Annotated in this window: 12 protein-coding genes; 3 read left to right on the top strand and 9 right to left on the bottom strand. The window is 55.2% G+C overall.

The genetic code is table 11. The features are described from left to right. The first annotated feature begins 29 nt into the window (after window positions 1–29). The gene (locus tag ABEA92_RS08205) at window positions 30–2,321 is read left to right on the top strand and encodes a hypothetical protein (RefSeq protein ID WP_345683337.1); all 2,292 of its coding nucleotides are present in this window, start codon (window positions 30–32) and stop codon (window positions 2,319–2,321) included. A 198-nt stretch (window positions 2,322–2,519) separates the two neighbouring features. Here ABEA92_RS08205 and pdxH read toward each other — a convergent pair whose 3' ends face one another. After that, window positions 2,520–3,167 carry a pyridoxamine 5'-phosphate oxidase gene (pdxH, locus tag ABEA92_RS08200; RefSeq protein ID WP_345683336.1) on the bottom strand — a complete coding sequence of 216 codons (648 nt, stop codon included), beginning with the start codon at window positions 3,165–3,167 and terminating at the stop codon, window positions 2,520–2,522. A gap of 203 nt (window positions 3,168–3,370) precedes the next feature. Here pdxH and ABEA92_RS08195 point away from each other — a divergent pair, with 203 nt between their 5' ends. Both ABEA92_RS08195 and ABEA92_RS08190 read left to right on the top strand, forming a co-directional pair. Further along, complete coding sequence (locus ABEA92_RS08195; RefSeq protein WP_345683335.1) at window positions 3,371–4,057, top strand: YqgE/AlgH family protein; 687 nt, start codon at window positions 3,371–3,373, stop codon at window positions 4,055–4,057. 163 nt (window positions 4,058–4,220) lie between these two features. Continuing rightward, window positions 4,221–4,631: a cold shock domain-containing protein gene (locus ABEA92_RS08190; protein WP_345683334.1), complete on the top strand. Its 411-nt coding sequence runs from the start codon at window positions 4,221–4,223 to the stop codon at window positions 4,629–4,631. A 211-nt stretch (window positions 4,632–4,842) separates the two neighbouring features. On the opposite strand, the gene ABEA92_RS08185 is transcribed toward ABEA92_RS08190, so the two are convergent. The 8 genes from ABEA92_RS08185 to ABEA92_RS08150 all read right to left on the bottom strand — a co-directional run bounded on the left by ABEA92_RS08185 (window position 4,843) and on the right by ABEA92_RS08150 (window position 16,712). Beyond that, a complete protein-coding gene (locus tag ABEA92_RS08185; protein ID WP_345683333.1) occupies window positions 4,843–6,807 on the bottom strand; it encodes a hypothetical protein in 1,965 nt (654 codons plus the stop codon). 50 nt (window positions 6,808–6,857) lie between these two features. Further along, on the bottom strand, window positions 6,858–9,188 hold the full coding sequence (locus ABEA92_RS08180) for an ABC transporter substrate-binding protein (RefSeq protein ID WP_345683332.1): 2,331 nt from the start codon (window positions 9,186–9,188) through the stop codon (window positions 6,858–6,860). A gap of 10 nt (window positions 9,189–9,198) precedes the next feature. Continuing rightward, window positions 9,199–12,549 (bottom strand): outer membrane protein assembly factor BamB family protein, encoded by a 3,351-nt coding sequence (locus tag ABEA92_RS08175; RefSeq protein WP_345683331.1) that lies wholly within the window; start codon window positions 12,547–12,549, stop codon window positions 9,199–9,201. 138 nt (window positions 12,550–12,687) lie between these two features. Then, window positions 12,688–13,491 carry an ExbD/TolR family protein gene (locus ABEA92_RS08170; RefSeq protein ID WP_345683330.1) on the bottom strand — a complete coding sequence of 268 codons (804 nt, stop codon included), beginning with the start codon at window positions 13,489–13,491 and terminating at the stop codon, window positions 12,688–12,690. Window positions 13,492–13,498: 7 nt separating this feature from the next. Then, on the bottom strand, window positions 13,499–13,975 hold the full coding sequence (locus tag ABEA92_RS08165) for an ExbD/TolR family protein (protein ID WP_345683329.1): 477 nt from the start codon (window positions 13,973–13,975) through the stop codon (window positions 13,499–13,501). 4 nt (window positions 13,976–13,979) lie between these two features. Next, entirely contained in the window at window positions 13,980–14,471 is a 492-nt protein-coding gene (locus ABEA92_RS08160) for an ExbD/TolR family protein (RefSeq protein ID WP_345683328.1), read from the bottom strand. Window positions 14,472–14,631: 160 nt separating this feature from the next. Continuing rightward, the gene (locus ABEA92_RS08155) at window positions 14,632–15,351 is read right to left on the bottom strand and encodes a MotA/TolQ/ExbB proton channel family protein (RefSeq protein ID WP_345683327.1); all 720 of its coding nucleotides are present in this window, start codon (window positions 15,349–15,351) and stop codon (window positions 14,632–14,634) included. Window positions 15,352–15,758: 407 nt separating this feature from the next. After that, window positions 15,759–16,712 carry a hypothetical protein gene (locus ABEA92_RS08150; protein ID WP_345683326.1) on the bottom strand — a complete coding sequence of 318 codons (954 nt, stop codon included), beginning with the start codon at window positions 16,710–16,712 and terminating at the stop codon, window positions 15,759–15,761. Between the last annotated feature and the right edge of the window lie 7 nt (window positions 16,713–16,719).

Here is a 16,719-nt window from a genome sequence, read left to right as displayed (position 1 = left end):
CGTCATGTCCGCTCGTGTCGTGGCCGCTGGTGAGATGGTGTTCTGTATTTGCGTTGCTATTGTTTGCATTGCTGGCGATCCTTCCCGCTTCGCTGTACGAATCCGTGCTGAAACGTCAGTCGGGCGGATCGGCGGAGCTGATCATTCCGTTGTTGCCTCGCTTTTTTACAGGGCTTTCTCTTCTTGCGGCTTTCGTTGCAATCGCCTCTTGGTTCGTTGGCGACAAACTGGATCGAGCACTCTGGCGATTGGTAACGCAACTGACCCGATCCTCTCGCATGCCGGATGATCGCCGGTCGTATGTTCACGAAGCCGTTGGTTGGGGACTCGTGTGCTCGGTGATGGTCCTCGCGTTTGACTGGCCCGCGATCGTTTGGGGCTACTTTGAATCCGACGACTTTAATTTACTGATCGACAACCGCACGCTCGGATTTCCTGAAGTCATCTATGCGACGATGAATGATCATGTGTATCCGCTGGGCCGCATTCTGATTCGCGGTTTCCATTGGACCTTCGGCACCCATGCCGTCGCATACAACCTGCTTGCCGTCGGCACATTGATCTCTTTGGTATGGTCAGGATGTCTCTACCTTCGCCAAGCAGGCATTTCACGTCTGGGGACACTCATATTCGCGTGTTTTTTAGTGGGATGGACGTTGTGGGGCGAGCTCACCTCAGGCGAATACATTCTGTTGATGCATGAATCCTTGATGACGGCGGCACTGCTGGTTGGATGGGCGACCCTGCGTTTTCGCGCTACCCATGCATGGCGTTACTACGTACTGACCTCGCTGCTGGTGGGCTATGCGTGCTTCATCAATATCAGCGGGTTTTGGGTCGCCTGCGCCGCGGTTGTTTTTTTGACGTGTGATATCGTGGCGAACTCGGCCTCGAATCCCCTACGCCAACTCGGGCAACATTGGCGACATTACTTGGCAATCGGTGTCCCCATGGTCATGGCGATTGCGTTCTACTATCACGCGTACCATCATCCAGACGGCCCTCGTTTTTTGTCGGCGGCCGGCCCTCAGCGAGGGCTGATGGGATTGACTCTGCAGTGGTTTTACACCGTCACCACCTCGCTGATTTCGGTCCCCCTGGCGATCCCGCATCACTTGGTCGATTTTGGATTGCTGGAATTCGCGATGATAGCCAGCGCTGTGGTGTTTGCTGCCATGGTCCTGATGGCCTTGCCCTCACTTCCGTGCCGTTCGGTACGATTTCAACTTGTCGCCGTGTTGATGATCATGAGTGGGGTCGTTTTGATGGTCTGTTTAGGAAGGCCCGTCCCAGGCATCGGACACGTGATTCCGCCCAAATACCTGTTCATGCCCTACACGTGGACATGCATTGCCATTGCCATCGCGTTTGATGGAGGATGGCAACGCGTCCCCAACCAATGGCGTCTTCTCTACGTCAAGCTCGGCTTGCTGTGCCTCCTGTTTGCTTGGACGTCCCATGGTGTTGCAAGCGGATTGGGAAGCAGAGGCATGCCCTTCTTCGAAACCACGCGAGGCGGCGAAATCCGCGAACACCAACTTGAGTTCGCGGCGATGCAAGAACTACGACAGACAATCTTCACGCCGCTGGATAAATCGTCGGAAAGTATGCTTCGGATCGTCGACATCCAAGGCGACACGCTGGCTCGTGAGTTCCCTGCACTTCGGTTCCCTTGGGGATATGAACCGCAGTTGTCCTACATGGTCGATGTTTTGAGCGACCAACCAACCCGCTATCAATTTCTGTACTCCACGGACCTTACTTTCCCCAGCCCCACCGTTTCTCGCAGTCTTTACAAAAGCGTTAGCCCCGAGTTCATTGATTTGATCCAGACAAGCGAAGAAGCCAATCGGCTCTATTCCTTGCCGGCACGGTTAATCGCGGAAGCACGTCCTACGAACTCAGCTGAGATCGAAAGCGAGACGCCTCTGTTAAGCATCGTCGATGCCGTCGAGTCCGAACAACAAGCGACGGGCAAATGGATTGTGCAGAGCGATGGCCGAGCAAAAATCGTGCTGCGATATCCCGAATGGAAAAGCGACGAACGGTCCCAATTGCAGATGACGATCCATCCGCCGCAACCAACGCAAGATGCGGAAACCGCGGCCTTGATGCTCTCCTTTCGATCGCCGTTGTTCACAGGCGAAACCAAGCATTTCTTGCCAGCAGCCGACGATTCCGGCGCGGTGCAAACAATCGACTTGCTTCAGCTACCAAGTTTTTCGCTGAGTGAGAAAATTGAGTTCCTCAGTATCGACCTGCAACGCTCCGGCGTGTACCGGATCGAGCACCTCTCGGTCTCGGCTGCCCCATCACCGTGAGTGGCACGTGATTCATCAACCGGCGCGGAGCGACGGGCTGTGGCGAACGATCAAGTCACAAAACGTCCCGTTGGGACTCGATTGATACTGGCAAAAATCCTCGGACTAAAGTCCGAGGCTATCGAAATATGTCGCTCCGCGACAGCCAATAACGCAACTTCAGAACGCTGATGCTGCGGCACACCGGCTTGCAAGGTTTTAGGGAGACAAACGGACAACCCGCCAGGACGCGTCATCGCATTGCTTATAGGCGATGCGATCGTGCAGCCGGCTTGGACGCCCTTGCCAAAATTCGATGGTGGTCGGTTTCAAGGCATAGCCGCCCCAATTTTCGGGACATGGAACCTCGGCTCCTTCGTGCTCGGTGCTTAATTCTTGCATGCGAGTTTCCAAGACTTCACGCGAACTCACTTCGCTCGATTGACGGCTGACCAGCGCCCCTAATTGGCTCTCGCGTGGACGGCTATGAAAATACGCAACGGCGTCCTCACGTGATGCCTTGCGGACACTTCCCTCGATGCGAATTTGCCGTTCCAAGTGCGGCCAGAAGAAACAGATTGCCGCTTGAGGATTGGCGGCCAACTGTTTTCCCTTGATCGAATCGTAGTTAGTGAAAAAATAGAACTCACCTTCTTTGACCTGTTTCAACAACACCACTCTTGAGGTCACCGCTCCGTGGGGGTCCGCAGTCGATAGCGTCATCGCGTTGACCTCAAACCACTCCGGCAACGGCGATTCACTGGCTTGTTTAAACCAAAGATCGAACTGAACCAGCGGATTGGGATCGACGTCTTTCTCATCGAGTCCACTGAGCGTGTAAGTTCGTCGCATTTTCTCTATCGACATTCGACATTCCTCATCACCATTTCGGTGTCCAAAACAGACTAAAAACCGGCACTATTGATAGCATTCTCGCCATCAATGTGCCATCAAACCCTGGCTTTTTGCATCGCAAACCGGCTTTGGCGCGCCGCTTGCCTCATCTAACTGTTGCTACATGCAAACTGCCAATATGACAGACATCACAAACTACCTTCGGGATATTTACGATGGAATCATTAACTGGAAATCTTCTAGTTGCTTCCTCACTTGCGACAGACCCCATTCTCAGCAGAGGGGTTTGTTTGTTGGTGCATGATGATCAGGAGAGCGTGATCGGCGTGATGCTTAACCGGCCAATGCACCCCAATCCACAGGCATTGATGGCGATGCTCGGCGAACCGATGGGTTCTTCAACGCCTGAAACGGGTACTGCTGCGCCGGGAAAACAGGACGAAGAGTCTAAAAGCCGCTTGCCAGGCAGTGTGCAAGGCCAAACCGTGCAGGGCCAACCTCCTGCGTCGCAGGGGCCAGCGACACCTTATTCGCCCGTGGGCATGGTTCACTTCGGAGGCCCGCTGTCAGGCCCCGTCGTGGCAATCCATCAGTTGAGCGAGTATGCCGAAGCCGAAACGGGACACGGCATCTACGTCGCCGCTCAGAAGCAGCATCTCGAAGGTCTAGTAAACAAACAACCAGGTCCCTATCGGTTGATTATTGGCCACCTTGGTTGGGAAACGGAACGGCTCAACGCCGAGCTCGAGGCAGGACTTTGGCACATCGTTCCGGCCACTGCCGATGTCGTGTTCGAGAACGCCGATGAAATGTGGCCACGATTGATTCGCCGAGCCACGTCGCGCTCAGTGGCTCGTTGGATCGGAATTCCCGACATGGCGGGCAAAGCGGAACTAAACTAAGTGTCGTATCGAAGCGGTTGTTTGTGTCATGGACTTCCAAATGCGACGATTTTCCGTAACATGGTCGCCTTGATCGTCTCGGTTGCCCCGAGTCCTTCAAGTCTTTACGTACCAATCGGTGCCATTACCTTCCACCACTACCGAACCGAGAGATTGCAATCGTATGGGGCGACACGACGACGAGGAAATTAAACGTCCCTATCGGATCCAAAAACGGCGACTCGGCACGATTCGTTTCGTCAGCCCCGATGGCGAATTTGGTTTTATCGATGCCGAAGATTTTCGCGATGATGTCTTCTTTCATCGATCCGTCTTTGATGGCACCATCGAAGGGGCGCCGCCACGCGGTCCCTACGATCGCGAAGTGCTTCCGTACGAGTACATGTGGGTCGAGTACGAGTTAGACGACGAGTATTACGACAAAGAAAATCGCTTGCGAGCAAAACGGGTCCGTCGCAGCAATCGCCCCGAAGGCAAGAAGTTATCGGGACGTGACGCCCCCCATTTGATTGTCAAACATCATCCCAACGCTCGCAAAAAACGCCCTTCATGGCGTGGCAAAGACGAATCGTAATTCAGCATGCCCGCGACCTGCGTGGTCAATGACGTCGGGATGGCTATATAAAATGGCCACACGATTTGGCCACACGATGCGGCTTCTCGATATGGCCAGATAGCGTGGCTACACAACAAGCCAGCGCAAAATAGCATGCCCCAAGCCGAGAGTGGCTCCACACGAAAGCGGCCGCGTCTACTTTGACTCTGAGTTTACTTTGACGCAGAGGCTACTTGGCCTCGGGGGCTTCTTCGACCACTTTGGTGGTATCGACCGCTTGCGGTTTGCTCTCTTCGTCACTCTCCTCGGCGGGCAAACGACCTCCGTTTTTCTGAGCGGTGATCATGTCCTCTTCAAGCGCCCGAATCTTTTCCGGATTGATTTGTCGGGACAACAAATCCTGCGTCTGCGAGAACATTTGGTCGATCTTCGCTCGCTGGTTCGGATTCTTCGCGCCTGGTTGGTTCAAGAATGCAGTGAGCTTTTTGTCCATATCGTCCGCGATACGCTCGTGAGTCGGCTGTTCACGCAGGGCGTGCAGCAATTCTCGGGCTTCATCCATTTCACCTTTGCGAAGCCGCAACCGAACGCGTGCCGCCAACAATTCGCGAATCGCAACGAGGTCGATGATCGCGTTTTGCACCCCTCGGATGTAAGCTTCGGCTTGTAACCGCATGTCATCACCGCTCAGATCGGCGACCGCATGCGGATTCAGTCCAGGCACCATCGGCAGTCGGGCTAGAACCGCGCCACCATTTTTCACATACAACAGGTGCAGCGGCGAATCCGCCGCTGCGACATCCAATCGCCCATTCCAATCGGTTCGACCGACAAACGACATGTCACCTGTTTCAAGATCTTTGTTGTAAATCTCGTAGCCGATCAGAGGAAAATCGGGATCCTTCTGAGCATGCAAACGCAGCATCGTTGATTCACCAAATGGTCGACTTCGCAGCGCCATACGAAACGTCCGTTTGTTGTTACGGCCTTGCAACCCCACCGGACGCCCAGCGTAAAAGTCCATCTCTAATCGCACATTCTCTTTTTCGGTGACCTGCAGATAGGCCCATTCAATCGGTCCAATTTGGATCGGATTGCCGTTGCGATCGTTTTTACGGACCATCGGTTCGAGTACATCACCGACATGCACCATCGCAGGCGACTTGTCGTCAAGAATCAAACCGCCGGCACGAAGCAGCCCTTTGGCATTTTTTTTCCCCGCATCTTCGATTCGAACTACCGGTGCGAAGGCTTCGATCATGGTCCGCCCGATCGTCCCCGCCATTTCCGAGGGTTGCACAAATCGCTGGCTGGCGACCGGACCAAAGTGTCGCATCAGTGTGTCGATCTCGACGACATGGACAGCGGCCGGAGCGACCTCTTCGTCGATACGGACTACAAAAATCTTGTCATACGAATCAATCGCTTCGATCACCAAACCGCTGAGCGGCAACGGAATAATCTTGGCCTCGGGTTTATCGAGCAGCAGCGCCATTCCGCGTGAAACCAAAATGGCCTCGGTCGTCGGATTCTCCCACAGCTTGCTAACTGCAATCGCATCACCGTCGACGGGAAGCAGACGATCGCTCACCCCGTCCATCGACACATCGCCAGCCTCCGCGGCTCGTCGTCGGACTTCGTCGATCATGCCCTGGGTGCCGTGCACATCCCGGATAATTTCTCCGACGTTTGCAGCGGTCCTTAGCCGCACGGCATCCTCGTGATCGCGTTTGACTGCGACGACGGGATCCGATGCGGTGATCGACTCGTAGTTCATCTCTCCCAAATTTCGGTTGGCCGCGTTGGCCACCGCAGCCGGAGCATCGGCAAAGTCCAACCGCCAAACCGCGGCGAAATCACGATCGAGAAACTCTTGCAGCGGCTGGCGAACCGATTCCGCGTTGACTCGCGGGTTATCCGAAACGATCCAAACCAGCACCTTGTATGGCGAAAAATCCCATGGCTCGACCTCTGCCTCTTCGTCGGCCTCCGCCGGCTTGGACGCCGCCGAACTTGAAACCGCTGGATCACCGGATGGCGACGCAGGAGCATCTGCCGCGACCCCCTCGGCTCCGGTCAACGACACCGCAGGCTGCGCAGCCGTACCGGAGGAATCTTCCGAGCAACCAAGCTGGATCATCAGAAACAGCGTGGCAGCAACGAAATAAACAAGGTTCTGACCGAAAACAGTCATATCGAGAAATCCAAAAACACGACGACTCCTAGGCTGATGGACGCCGCGACTCAGTGATTCAATTGCCATTTATCCGCATTCTGGTAGAGCGAGACGATATCGTTTCCGACGCCGGTCAATTCACGCCGATAGGCATACGAATCGACCATTTGCCACAACGGCAACACCGGCAATTCATGGTGGGCGATCGCATGCAAATCGAGCAATCCATCACGCACCATCCTCCAATCCCGGGCCTCTTCGATTCGCCGCAGTCCTAAACCAACCAATTGGTCGCTGCTTCCGGCCAACCCTTCGGGACCGAGCAAGCGACGCGCGTCGATGATCGGTTCCCAGATCGCGGCGGAGACATACACAATATCGGCGGTTCCTGGGTCCGGGTACGTTCGCCCCACGGGGAGCTCGACCAACTCAATTTTCAAATCCAGCAATTGCCACTGGCTCATGATGGCTTCACATGCCACGCGCGACAAATTGTCCGCTGGAAATGCTAACCGGATCGGTTTCATCTCGGGCACCGTCTCTTTTTTGCGGTCGGCCATCGCTTTCATCTGATTGGCGTTGAGCGTCATTAACAGCTTTGCCAACCGAGGTTCATAGCGACGCGGTGCAATGCTTTTGTCATAGGCATAGCCCAACGGGTCATCCATCTCGATCCCAGCCGGGAACGGACCCGATACGACTTGGCATCCCGGCACCTCGAGTCCTTCGAGCAATTCGCCGTTAAGAATGTCGGCGCGGTTGATGCCATACACCAACGCGCGTCGAAACGTTCGCTCGGCCAAATAAGCGTGATCCGAACACGGGACCAACATATGCACCGTCGGCAGCGGATAATTCTTGACACGAATGTCACGACTTTTACTAAGCCGAACCGCATCGGCAGGGAACAGTTGGTCTAGCACATCCAACTCGCCCTGCAGCAACATGCTGACGCCGTCGCTAGCCGAAGCTTGTCTTATCTCGACCACCTCGCGAAGCTGTTCGGGTGTCTCCGGTTCGGCCGCCAGGATATACCGCACCGTATCGTCGCTTTCAGCATCACGTTGGTAAGCACCGGTGGGAGCTCCTTTTTTGCCTCCAAACCAGCTTCCATCAATGGGGATCTGCAACAAACACGAAGGCAACACATGCGGTCGACGCAGCGTGCATTCGACTCGCTTGGGGCCGTCCATCCCGATCGCTTCGACCGCCGCAGCCCAAGGCGAAAAATACTCGGGTGTATTGCGAGTCGCGCGTTCAGCAATTTTGTCCGCAATGGTGAAACCTTGAATTTCACTCAACGGCGGCTTCAATTTTTCCGTTTCCAACACCAGATCGAATTGGGTTCGGTACGGAGTCGTTTCGGTTTCGCCAAAGACAAAATCGTACTCGCCCCCTTCGGGACCGGCGCCTTTCATCTCGAATAGCGTGCGATAGACCAAGCGTCCGGCGCGACGTGACGCCCAATTATCAATACGTGTTGGATCCAGCACCGTGGCGGTTTGCAAAACGCCGACTCGCACCAGAGGATAGATCGTGTCGATTTTACGGATCAGCTCTTTGCCGCCCTCGATGTCCGGTCGCACGGCAACGCTTTCACGCGACAACGCCCGAGCGGCGCGATAGTCCTTGGCCTCGAGTGCAGCGATCGCTTCTCGTTGTTTCTTCTGAGCCAATTGAAGAAAAAGCTTGTTCCATTTTGAAATCGATGCCAAGCGACCCTCGCCGTAATCCTTTTCCAAACGCGCGAGCATCTGCTGAGCATGTTCGAGCCTGCCTTCCTTGACTAGCTTCATCATCAATTTGTCGGTGACACCGCTGAGGGCACCTAAGACCGTCGTGGGCTGAAACTCGGGCGCGTACCGCCACAGTTCTTCCAGCATCGCCAACGTGGCTTCGAATTCGCCCGACTTGGCGCGTTTGATCGCGTCCTTCCACAAAAACTCGCTGCGTAATTTCCGCAGTCCAGGCCGATTGGGATAGTCGCGAATCAAGACCGACAGGAAGGGGTAAGCTCCCTTGAAATCTTCTTTGGCAATCATCTCGGCGGTCTCACGTTCCAACCGAGTTTCCCAGAGATCGATCTTCTCGATATTCTTCCAATCGGTCACGAATTTTTTCAATTCGATCCCGATCACCTCGAACTGCAGCACGCCCTTGGGGTCACTCGGAATTTTCCGCCCTGGGAAATCCAACAAGCGAGCCTTGACCCAACCGCCTCCCGATTCCTCGGTGAGATAGATGATGTCGTGCGGTTCTTCTTGCAGCAGTTCCAAGCCAACGCGATCAGGGACTCCCGAGTCGGCGTAATTGACGATCTGCGCCGATGCCGAGCCTGCCCCGACGGTGCACAACAACCAGACGCCGACGTAGAGAAGGCTTTGTATTTTGATGTTCATCAGATTCCCTTTACGATTTCGATGGAACATCGGTGATATAAACAACCCCTTCAGCCCCCGGCACCAACAAGTTCTTACCGACACTTAGTGGCGACGCAAAAATGGGCTGTCCTAAATCACTTTGGCCAAGCAATTCACCGGAGACCGAATCGACCGTCACCATCCATCCATCTTTGCCCGCGACCAGCAACACGTTACCGCTTAGCACCGAGGCGCCGACAATCTCGCCCTCGGGGACGGGCAACTCGAATTTCTGTTTGCCTTCCGCGTCAAAGGCCCGCAGCACGGAGTCGTCCGTCCGCAGCAAACAATACTCACTTGATTCCGCCGCAGTGACGGGGCCCCAATTGACGCGGCCGTCGAGCAGGACTTTGAATGTCTCGTCCAAGCTGGTCAGGTCATGACCAACGACAAAATCGGCCGCAGGGCCAGCGACCGTGGCAACCAAGTTGCTTCCGACGGCTGCGGTGGAACCTAAAAACGGTGCTTCCAAAGGCTTTTTGGCGAGTTCACGAATCTGCTCTCCGGCGCGCAATCGATAGAGCTGTTTGCGACTGTCGGCGATCACGACTTGATCGGGATCATTGGGCATCGCAACCGGGTTGGTCCACGTCACCGAACCCTCCGGTGCACTCGCGGGCTGGAACGGGCTACCCAACATTTGGCCGGTTTGCCAATTCATCAAAACAGCGCGGCCCGACGCGGTGGGAACGAACAAACCACCTCCGGCAAACAACGCACCCCCGCTGGCTTTACCGGACAATGCCAATTGCAATTTTCGCAATTTCTCTTGGCGGCGATTGGGATCGTAAACAATCACGTCTTCGGACGTGGCTTGATTGAGCATCACACGCCGCGTCTCATCAATTTTGATCGGGTTTTCGAAACGCATTGCGATCCCTGATCCGCCGGGATTCTCAACCGGATTGGCGGTCGAACCACTCGCCAAGGCATCGCGATCGAGTTCAAACAAGGCGCCTTGAGTGGTGACGGCATGAAACCCGCCGCCGCCCGCGATCGGGACGATCATCGCGATTGGCACGCCGACATCGGTTCGCCAAATTTCGTCGCCCGTTTTCGCATCCGCAGCAGTCACTCGAATCGCCGAGGTCCCACGCAGGATACGAGCGTGGACCAAGGTGTTTTCGCTGGTGAAGGGTTGGCCAATGAAACGATCCGCTTCGTGTTTGAACCAGTCCTGGACCACGCGTCCGGTATTGATTTGCAACTCGTAGCGACCGATTCGGGTCCCAGTGATCCACATTTGCGAGCGTCCCACGGCCATCTGCGTCGAGGTCGGCACATCATACGAAGCGACTTGTCGCGCCACTTCGCTGACTTGTTCGCGTTTGGCCGTCGGTTCAACTTCGAGCACCGAAACTTGGCCAAGGTCGGTCAAGACAATGAGTTTTCGATCTTGAATGATGGGTTTGACTTTGACGTTTCCATCCAAACGGATTGACGGTTGGGCGACCTTTAATTCTCGGCCTTGGTCATTCACCTTTAAAATGTGCACGCGGGTGTAATCGGTTCCGGCATTCTCGAGCACGAACAGGTGTCCCAACAACGCAATCGGCGGCACGGCGACGGTGCCTTCGGCGTGGCCGACGTAAAACGTCTCGTAACAGGAACCATCACGTGAATTGAGCACGTACAGGTTGCTATGGTTTCCAGGCACGTACGCCACCTTGGCTCGTTTGTCGATCCCCGGGCCAACTTCCAAAGGCTGAGGGATTTGTGCAACCCAATTCGCCTCGCCCGAGTCGACATCCAGCGACGCAAGTCGACCTGATTCCGTCGACACATAAACCTCGTCGGCTACGGTGACTGGCTCGCTAAAGAACTCGTCGATCACACTACGCCAACGGATAATGCCATCTTTTCCGTCGCATCGTTGTACTTCTAATTTGGCTGATTCGCTCAACAGGACTCCGGAACCATCATCCAACCGCACGGGCAAATGGTCCTGACCATAGCCAACGAATTTTCGCCACAACAATCCGCCGGTGTCTCCGGCAAAGGCCAACATCGATCCGCCCGCACGCAGATACAAAATCTCGCCAATCAGATCGACCGCCTTGCGTCCTTCCATCGCCGTCAACACGATCGAACGATCATTGGCGTTGTCCTCTTTCGCATCCGCTACCTTAGGCACTTCGCTGGCAGGTTTGACCAATGTTTTTTGGATGTCGCTGGCGGTGGTGATCAACGCGGTCAAACGCTCGTTTTCATACAGCTCTGGAAACTCTCGCAGCAATTGCATACGAACGTCATAAGCTTCTTTGGTCTTCTTGTCCTTTAGAAACGCATCCATAGCCACGACCGATTCGTCCAACCGCACATTGCGATTGATGTCGCGACGAACGCGTTGACGCATCTCTGCAATTTCTTGCAACTTTCCGCCCAGCGTCGTCTTCATGGCGGAACTCATGTAGTTTGGATTTTCCGTCAGCGCCAACTGCTCGTCCAACTTGCCAAGCAATTTTTCTTTTTCGGCGGTCTCTTTTTCTTTGTTGGCGACGCGACCGATTTCGTAAGCGACGTCCACCAACAATGCCGCCAAATTGGTGCGTTCCTCGTTGAGTCCCTGTTCGTTTTCGATCGAGGGCAGTTCTTTCTTCAGCAGTTCCAACGCTTCGGTCGGATCGGTCATCTCCTTTGCCCGATAAAACTTGGACATCACGATCCGTACGCGAGCGATAGACGAGTACTGATGATTCTCGCCAAAGGAATCGAGAAAGCTGATGTACGATTCCTGCGCCGGCGTAAATTGTTGCTGATCATAGAGTTTATTGGCATTGGCGATAAACTCGTCGGCGCTTTGCCGAGTCAGCATGTAGAACAAGCCGTAGCCGGACAGCAGCAACAGCACGATGATGCCGGCAAATCCGTAGATTTTGAACGAGTCCCAAACCGACTTCTGCGGCGGAGGTTTCGGACGCGTGCGTCGGGGACGCGAAGCCGCCGCCCCGTTGCTCTGTCCGTTCTCGGCGACGGGAACCGCTTCCACAGCGACGGCTTCCACCGGCACGGCTTCGGCAACCACCCCGCCCGATCCATCGTCCTCTGCAGCGACCTCGAATACCTCTTCGCCCTCTTCTTCGGGCAAGATGGCGAGATCATCCATGATTGCCACATCGGCGACTTCGTCTCCGGGCTGCGCATATTCAGCCGAGCGAAGTTCCCCAATCAACTTTGTGGCTTGAAAGCGAGTCAGTTGCCCATTATCGACCAACAGCTTGGCCACCGCCTCAGGAGTGACCCGCGTTCCCTGCTCTAATTGTTCGCGGAGCGCCTCGATGATTTCCTGGTCGAGCAATCCACCACGTTCGAGCCGATCGATCAATTCATTTGCAAGCATGTTTAACGACTATTTCTATTCTGTGATAAGACTCAATCAATGGGCGGGGGATGCGAAGCGAAACAGCCTTCGCACCGCCGTGTTTCCTACGATGCCCCTCAACCCGCAGTTCACCCCCGGCGAAATCGCCTGTCGGACCTAGTCAAACTCTTCGACTTGGGTGACTTGTAGTTCGGTATATCCAGCAATCGTCCCCGCATCCATGGCGTCGACGAGTGCTTGCAGTTTTGCCATCTCGTGAACTTTGATGACCAATTTCATCGCATCGCTGCCGCCCGGCACCGCTTCCTTCAGCGCCGTAATCAAGTTCTGCTTGCCCGGCGTTTCCCGTTCCCAGTCGGCAGCCATTACCAAGAACGAACCGCGATCATCGATCTGGACTTCCACCGAATCGAGTTCTTCGGTCTCTTCAGGATCCGGGTTACTGCTGGGTGCGTCGGTTTGCTGGCGAGGCATCTCGATCGATTTCTGCAGACTGAACGATGCCGTGACCATAAAAAAGATCAACAACAAAAAGGTCACGTCGACCATCGGCGTCATGTCCAGTTCGTCATCCTGGCGAGGTTGACGCTTGGGCACGTCGTCGTCTTCCTCCTCAGCGACGGCGGGTTGCGTGGCAACACGCGGCGCTGTCGCCACGGCCGCCCCCACAGAAACCACGGGCACTGCTGCCGCCGCTGGACTTGACGATGATGTTTTACTTAATGAGGAAGGTTCAGCATCATGCGGATTATCACTGCCGAGATCACTATCGCCCAAACCCTCATCGTCCCACTGCACCTCGGCGACCACATCCGGAATGTCCGCGGGTTCTTGCGTTTGAACCAACTCAGGTACATCCACCTGCGCATCGCAATCGGGACAACGCACTTTCCCTCCGGCAAAGCGGTCGTGAACGCTGTGCTCTGCATGGCACTGTGAACATGTAACTGGAATTGCCATGGCGACTCTAAAACTCTTCCACTTGTTGGACTGTCAGATTCGTCACCCCCGCGATACTGGCCGCATCCAATCCGCTGACAAGCGATTGCAAATTCGCGTCCTGGTGAACTTGGACATCGAGCTGAAAATCAGCGGATGAATCGCCGACGGCGCGACGAAGCGTGGTGACCAACTGCTGTTTCCCCACCACGTCCAACGACCAATCGGTGGTGGTGACGGCAAAATCACCCTGTTCATGAATTTGTAACTGGATGCTGGAAATCGCGTCGACGGGCGTCATCACCACGGGACTTGGCTGCTCGCTGGGGGTCCGTTGCATCTCAATGGCACGCTGCAATCCAAACGAGGCCGTAACCATAAAGAAAATCAAAAGCAAAAAGGTGACATCGACCATGGGGGTCATGTCTAAATCGTCGCCGCGACGAAACAGCGACGCATGCAATCCCTTTTTCGCGGGCAACGTTGGGCTGATGGATGACGACATCAAACTATTCCTCTTTGACCGCGATGTAGGTCGATTCGATGTCTTCAAACGCATCGCCGATGATTTGCTGAATCCGAGTCACCTTGCCAACTTTGACATTCGCGTCGCCGAGCAACATCACTTGATTCTTGTTTTTACCGATCGACTTTTCGAGTTCCGAGGTGATGTATTCGATGATCTCGGTGGACTGAGTCGCTTCATCTCGGCTGAACTCACTGCCATCACGCTTTTTCAAGATCACTTCATCGCCGGCACCTGGATCGACAAAGATGATTGCCGAATCGTCCGCTGATACCGCCAAACCGTGATCCGCCGACGGAATCGTGCCAATCTTGGTGGGGTCCATCTTCGAAGCGACCACAAAGAAGATCAGCAACAAGAAGGTGATGTCGATCATCGGGGTGATATCCATCTCTTCGTCGTCACGCTTCTTGCGTGGCATCGCAAGATCATCCTCTTCTTCAAGAAGATCTTCGTGTACTGCATCTGCACTCATGATCGACCCTCAATGTGAACACCATTTGCAAAAGGAACCTTGCGTCCGCAGCGACCGCACCCGGCAAAGGCGATTGCGACACCTCGTCGTCCCCAATCGTCATGGGCAATGACGACCGCATCCAACACTCGATTTGTTCTATTTATCACCAAAACGGACGCTAACGCTGCGGCGACTGCATGACCGTTTCGACAGGCTCGGCCGCCGCCGACGCAGGGGCCGCGGGCCCGCCACCAGGCCATTTGAGAAGAGCTTCTTTGTACTGAGTCATAAACCGAGCCAACCCGGAACCGACAAGGTCTTCCATTTTGGCAATCTTAATATTCACGTTCGCCACGAGAATCATCAACGGAATCGCGATCGCCAAACCACAGGCGGTGGTTCGCAGTGCGACGTTGATGTCACCGGCCAACAACGATGGCTCGACCGATTCAGAGGTGGCCAACGTCTTGAACGCTCCCATCATCCCGAAAACCGTTCCGAACAACCCGATCATCGGAGCCGACTTGATCACCGTGCTGACCCATGAAAGCCGGTATTCAAGATCGCTCATCACATCACGCTGGAACCGGTCCAAGACGAATTGGCGAGCCCGTTTGTAGCCGAGATCGCGGTGATGCATTGCCATTTCGATAATCTGCGGAATCGCACGATTGTCGCCTTCGCAATACTCGGCAATCCCATCGAAATCGCCACCATTCAGCATTTGTTCGACGTCATCCATGAAGACGTCCTGCTCGTCCTCGCTCTTGAACCGCTTCTGATTCACGCGTGCCCAAACCACGGTCGCACAGTAAAGTCCCCACAAAGCGGCTCCCGCAAGTGCAGCGTATGTCGCTTGCGAGATGATATCGAAGATTGATATTTCAGCGAAAAGCATCGAGGATCTCGTCCTTCGGTGGATCAAAAGAAAAGGGTTAAAGCAGCCGTCCCCATAGAGGTTCACTCAAACCGAACGGCAATTCCAGCTTTATCCTAACGAATCCACCGATTTTTGGCGCGATTGCAACGAGCAAAACGGAATGAAAAAGTGACAACCATTCCGCATAGCCGCGCAAAACGCAATTTCCCCGCCCTCAGCGGCCCGCAAACCCACGTTGCTTCCCGGTCAAAAGGGCGTCCGCGACGTTCGAAGTGCTTTTTGTAGAAATCCACGCTCTGGCGAGCGTAGCTACGTAATGGAGGGATCCACGCGCTGGGAGCGTAGTTACGCAATGTGGGCATCCACGCGCTGGCGAGCGTAGTTACGCAATGTGATGGTACACGTGGCCCCCACTGGCAACTGCCTCACTCGGACGCGCGGTATCGCTGAGATGTGACCTGCCACACCAAATCGCCAGCAGATCGATCGAGCGAAAACACGGTTCGTCGCACGCTCTGCAGCGTTTCGTGGCCTTGGCTCTTGGCATAGGCCAACTCGATTGCCAACAACTGACGCTCCAAATCCTCGGGAATGAACATCATTTCCACTCGCTCTGACGTCAGCTCGATCCCTGCTTGGCGGACCAATTGGCGGTTCCAATGCTTCAGCGGGCTCGAATCGGTGTAGCGAAAATAGATCCGTTTCTCAGCCGAGCTTGCCGCCAAATGGCGTTGCCTAGGCCCCTCGGCTCGAGACAGTTCGTACGCGTAATCGACCCCCGGTCGCCCACCCCCGACGACTCCCAGTTCGATCGCAAAGTGGTCCAGCTTGAGTGCATAATCCGCAATATCGTTTGCGGCAAACACCAATTGCCACCGCTCGGCCGGAGACACCAGCAGAGACGAATCCGAATCCGGTCCTGCAGAACGACCGCCCTCGCCCATCTGATCCGTCTCGCCGTTTTGACCATTGGCCGAACTTGTCGATGCCGCTACTTCCGTCGCCGACACCGCGATTTGATCCAGCGATAGCTCGACAGGCAACTCTTCAAGCTCGGCGACCTCTTCGTCAACGGGGACCGCAAAATCCGAGATCGCACCGGCCATGCTGCCTCCGGTCACCCAACGCGCGGGCGGAACGGGATCGACCTTCGTTTCCGCTTCGCTACGGAACACCCACAACAGAAACAAAACGGCAACGGTGGTTGCCACCAGCACCAACAGGGCAATCAGAAATGACGAGACGGAATCAAACCACGTCGTCCGCATCTCGGAATGAGCCGACGCTCGACGCCGTGACGCGGCGGGCGCGTTCCCCGCCCCCACTTGTCCCGTCCCCGTTTGCCCTATCCCAACAGACCCTGCGGCATTTGCAAACATCAGATCC

This window comes from Novipirellula caenicola (assembly GCF_039545035.1).
Taxonomy (GTDB): Bacteria; Planctomycetota; Planctomycetia; order Pirellulales; family Pirellulaceae; genus Novipirellula; species Novipirellula caenicola.
Note: the sequence above shows the minus strand (reverse complement) of the source record. Positions and strands in the feature narration are given on the sequence as shown.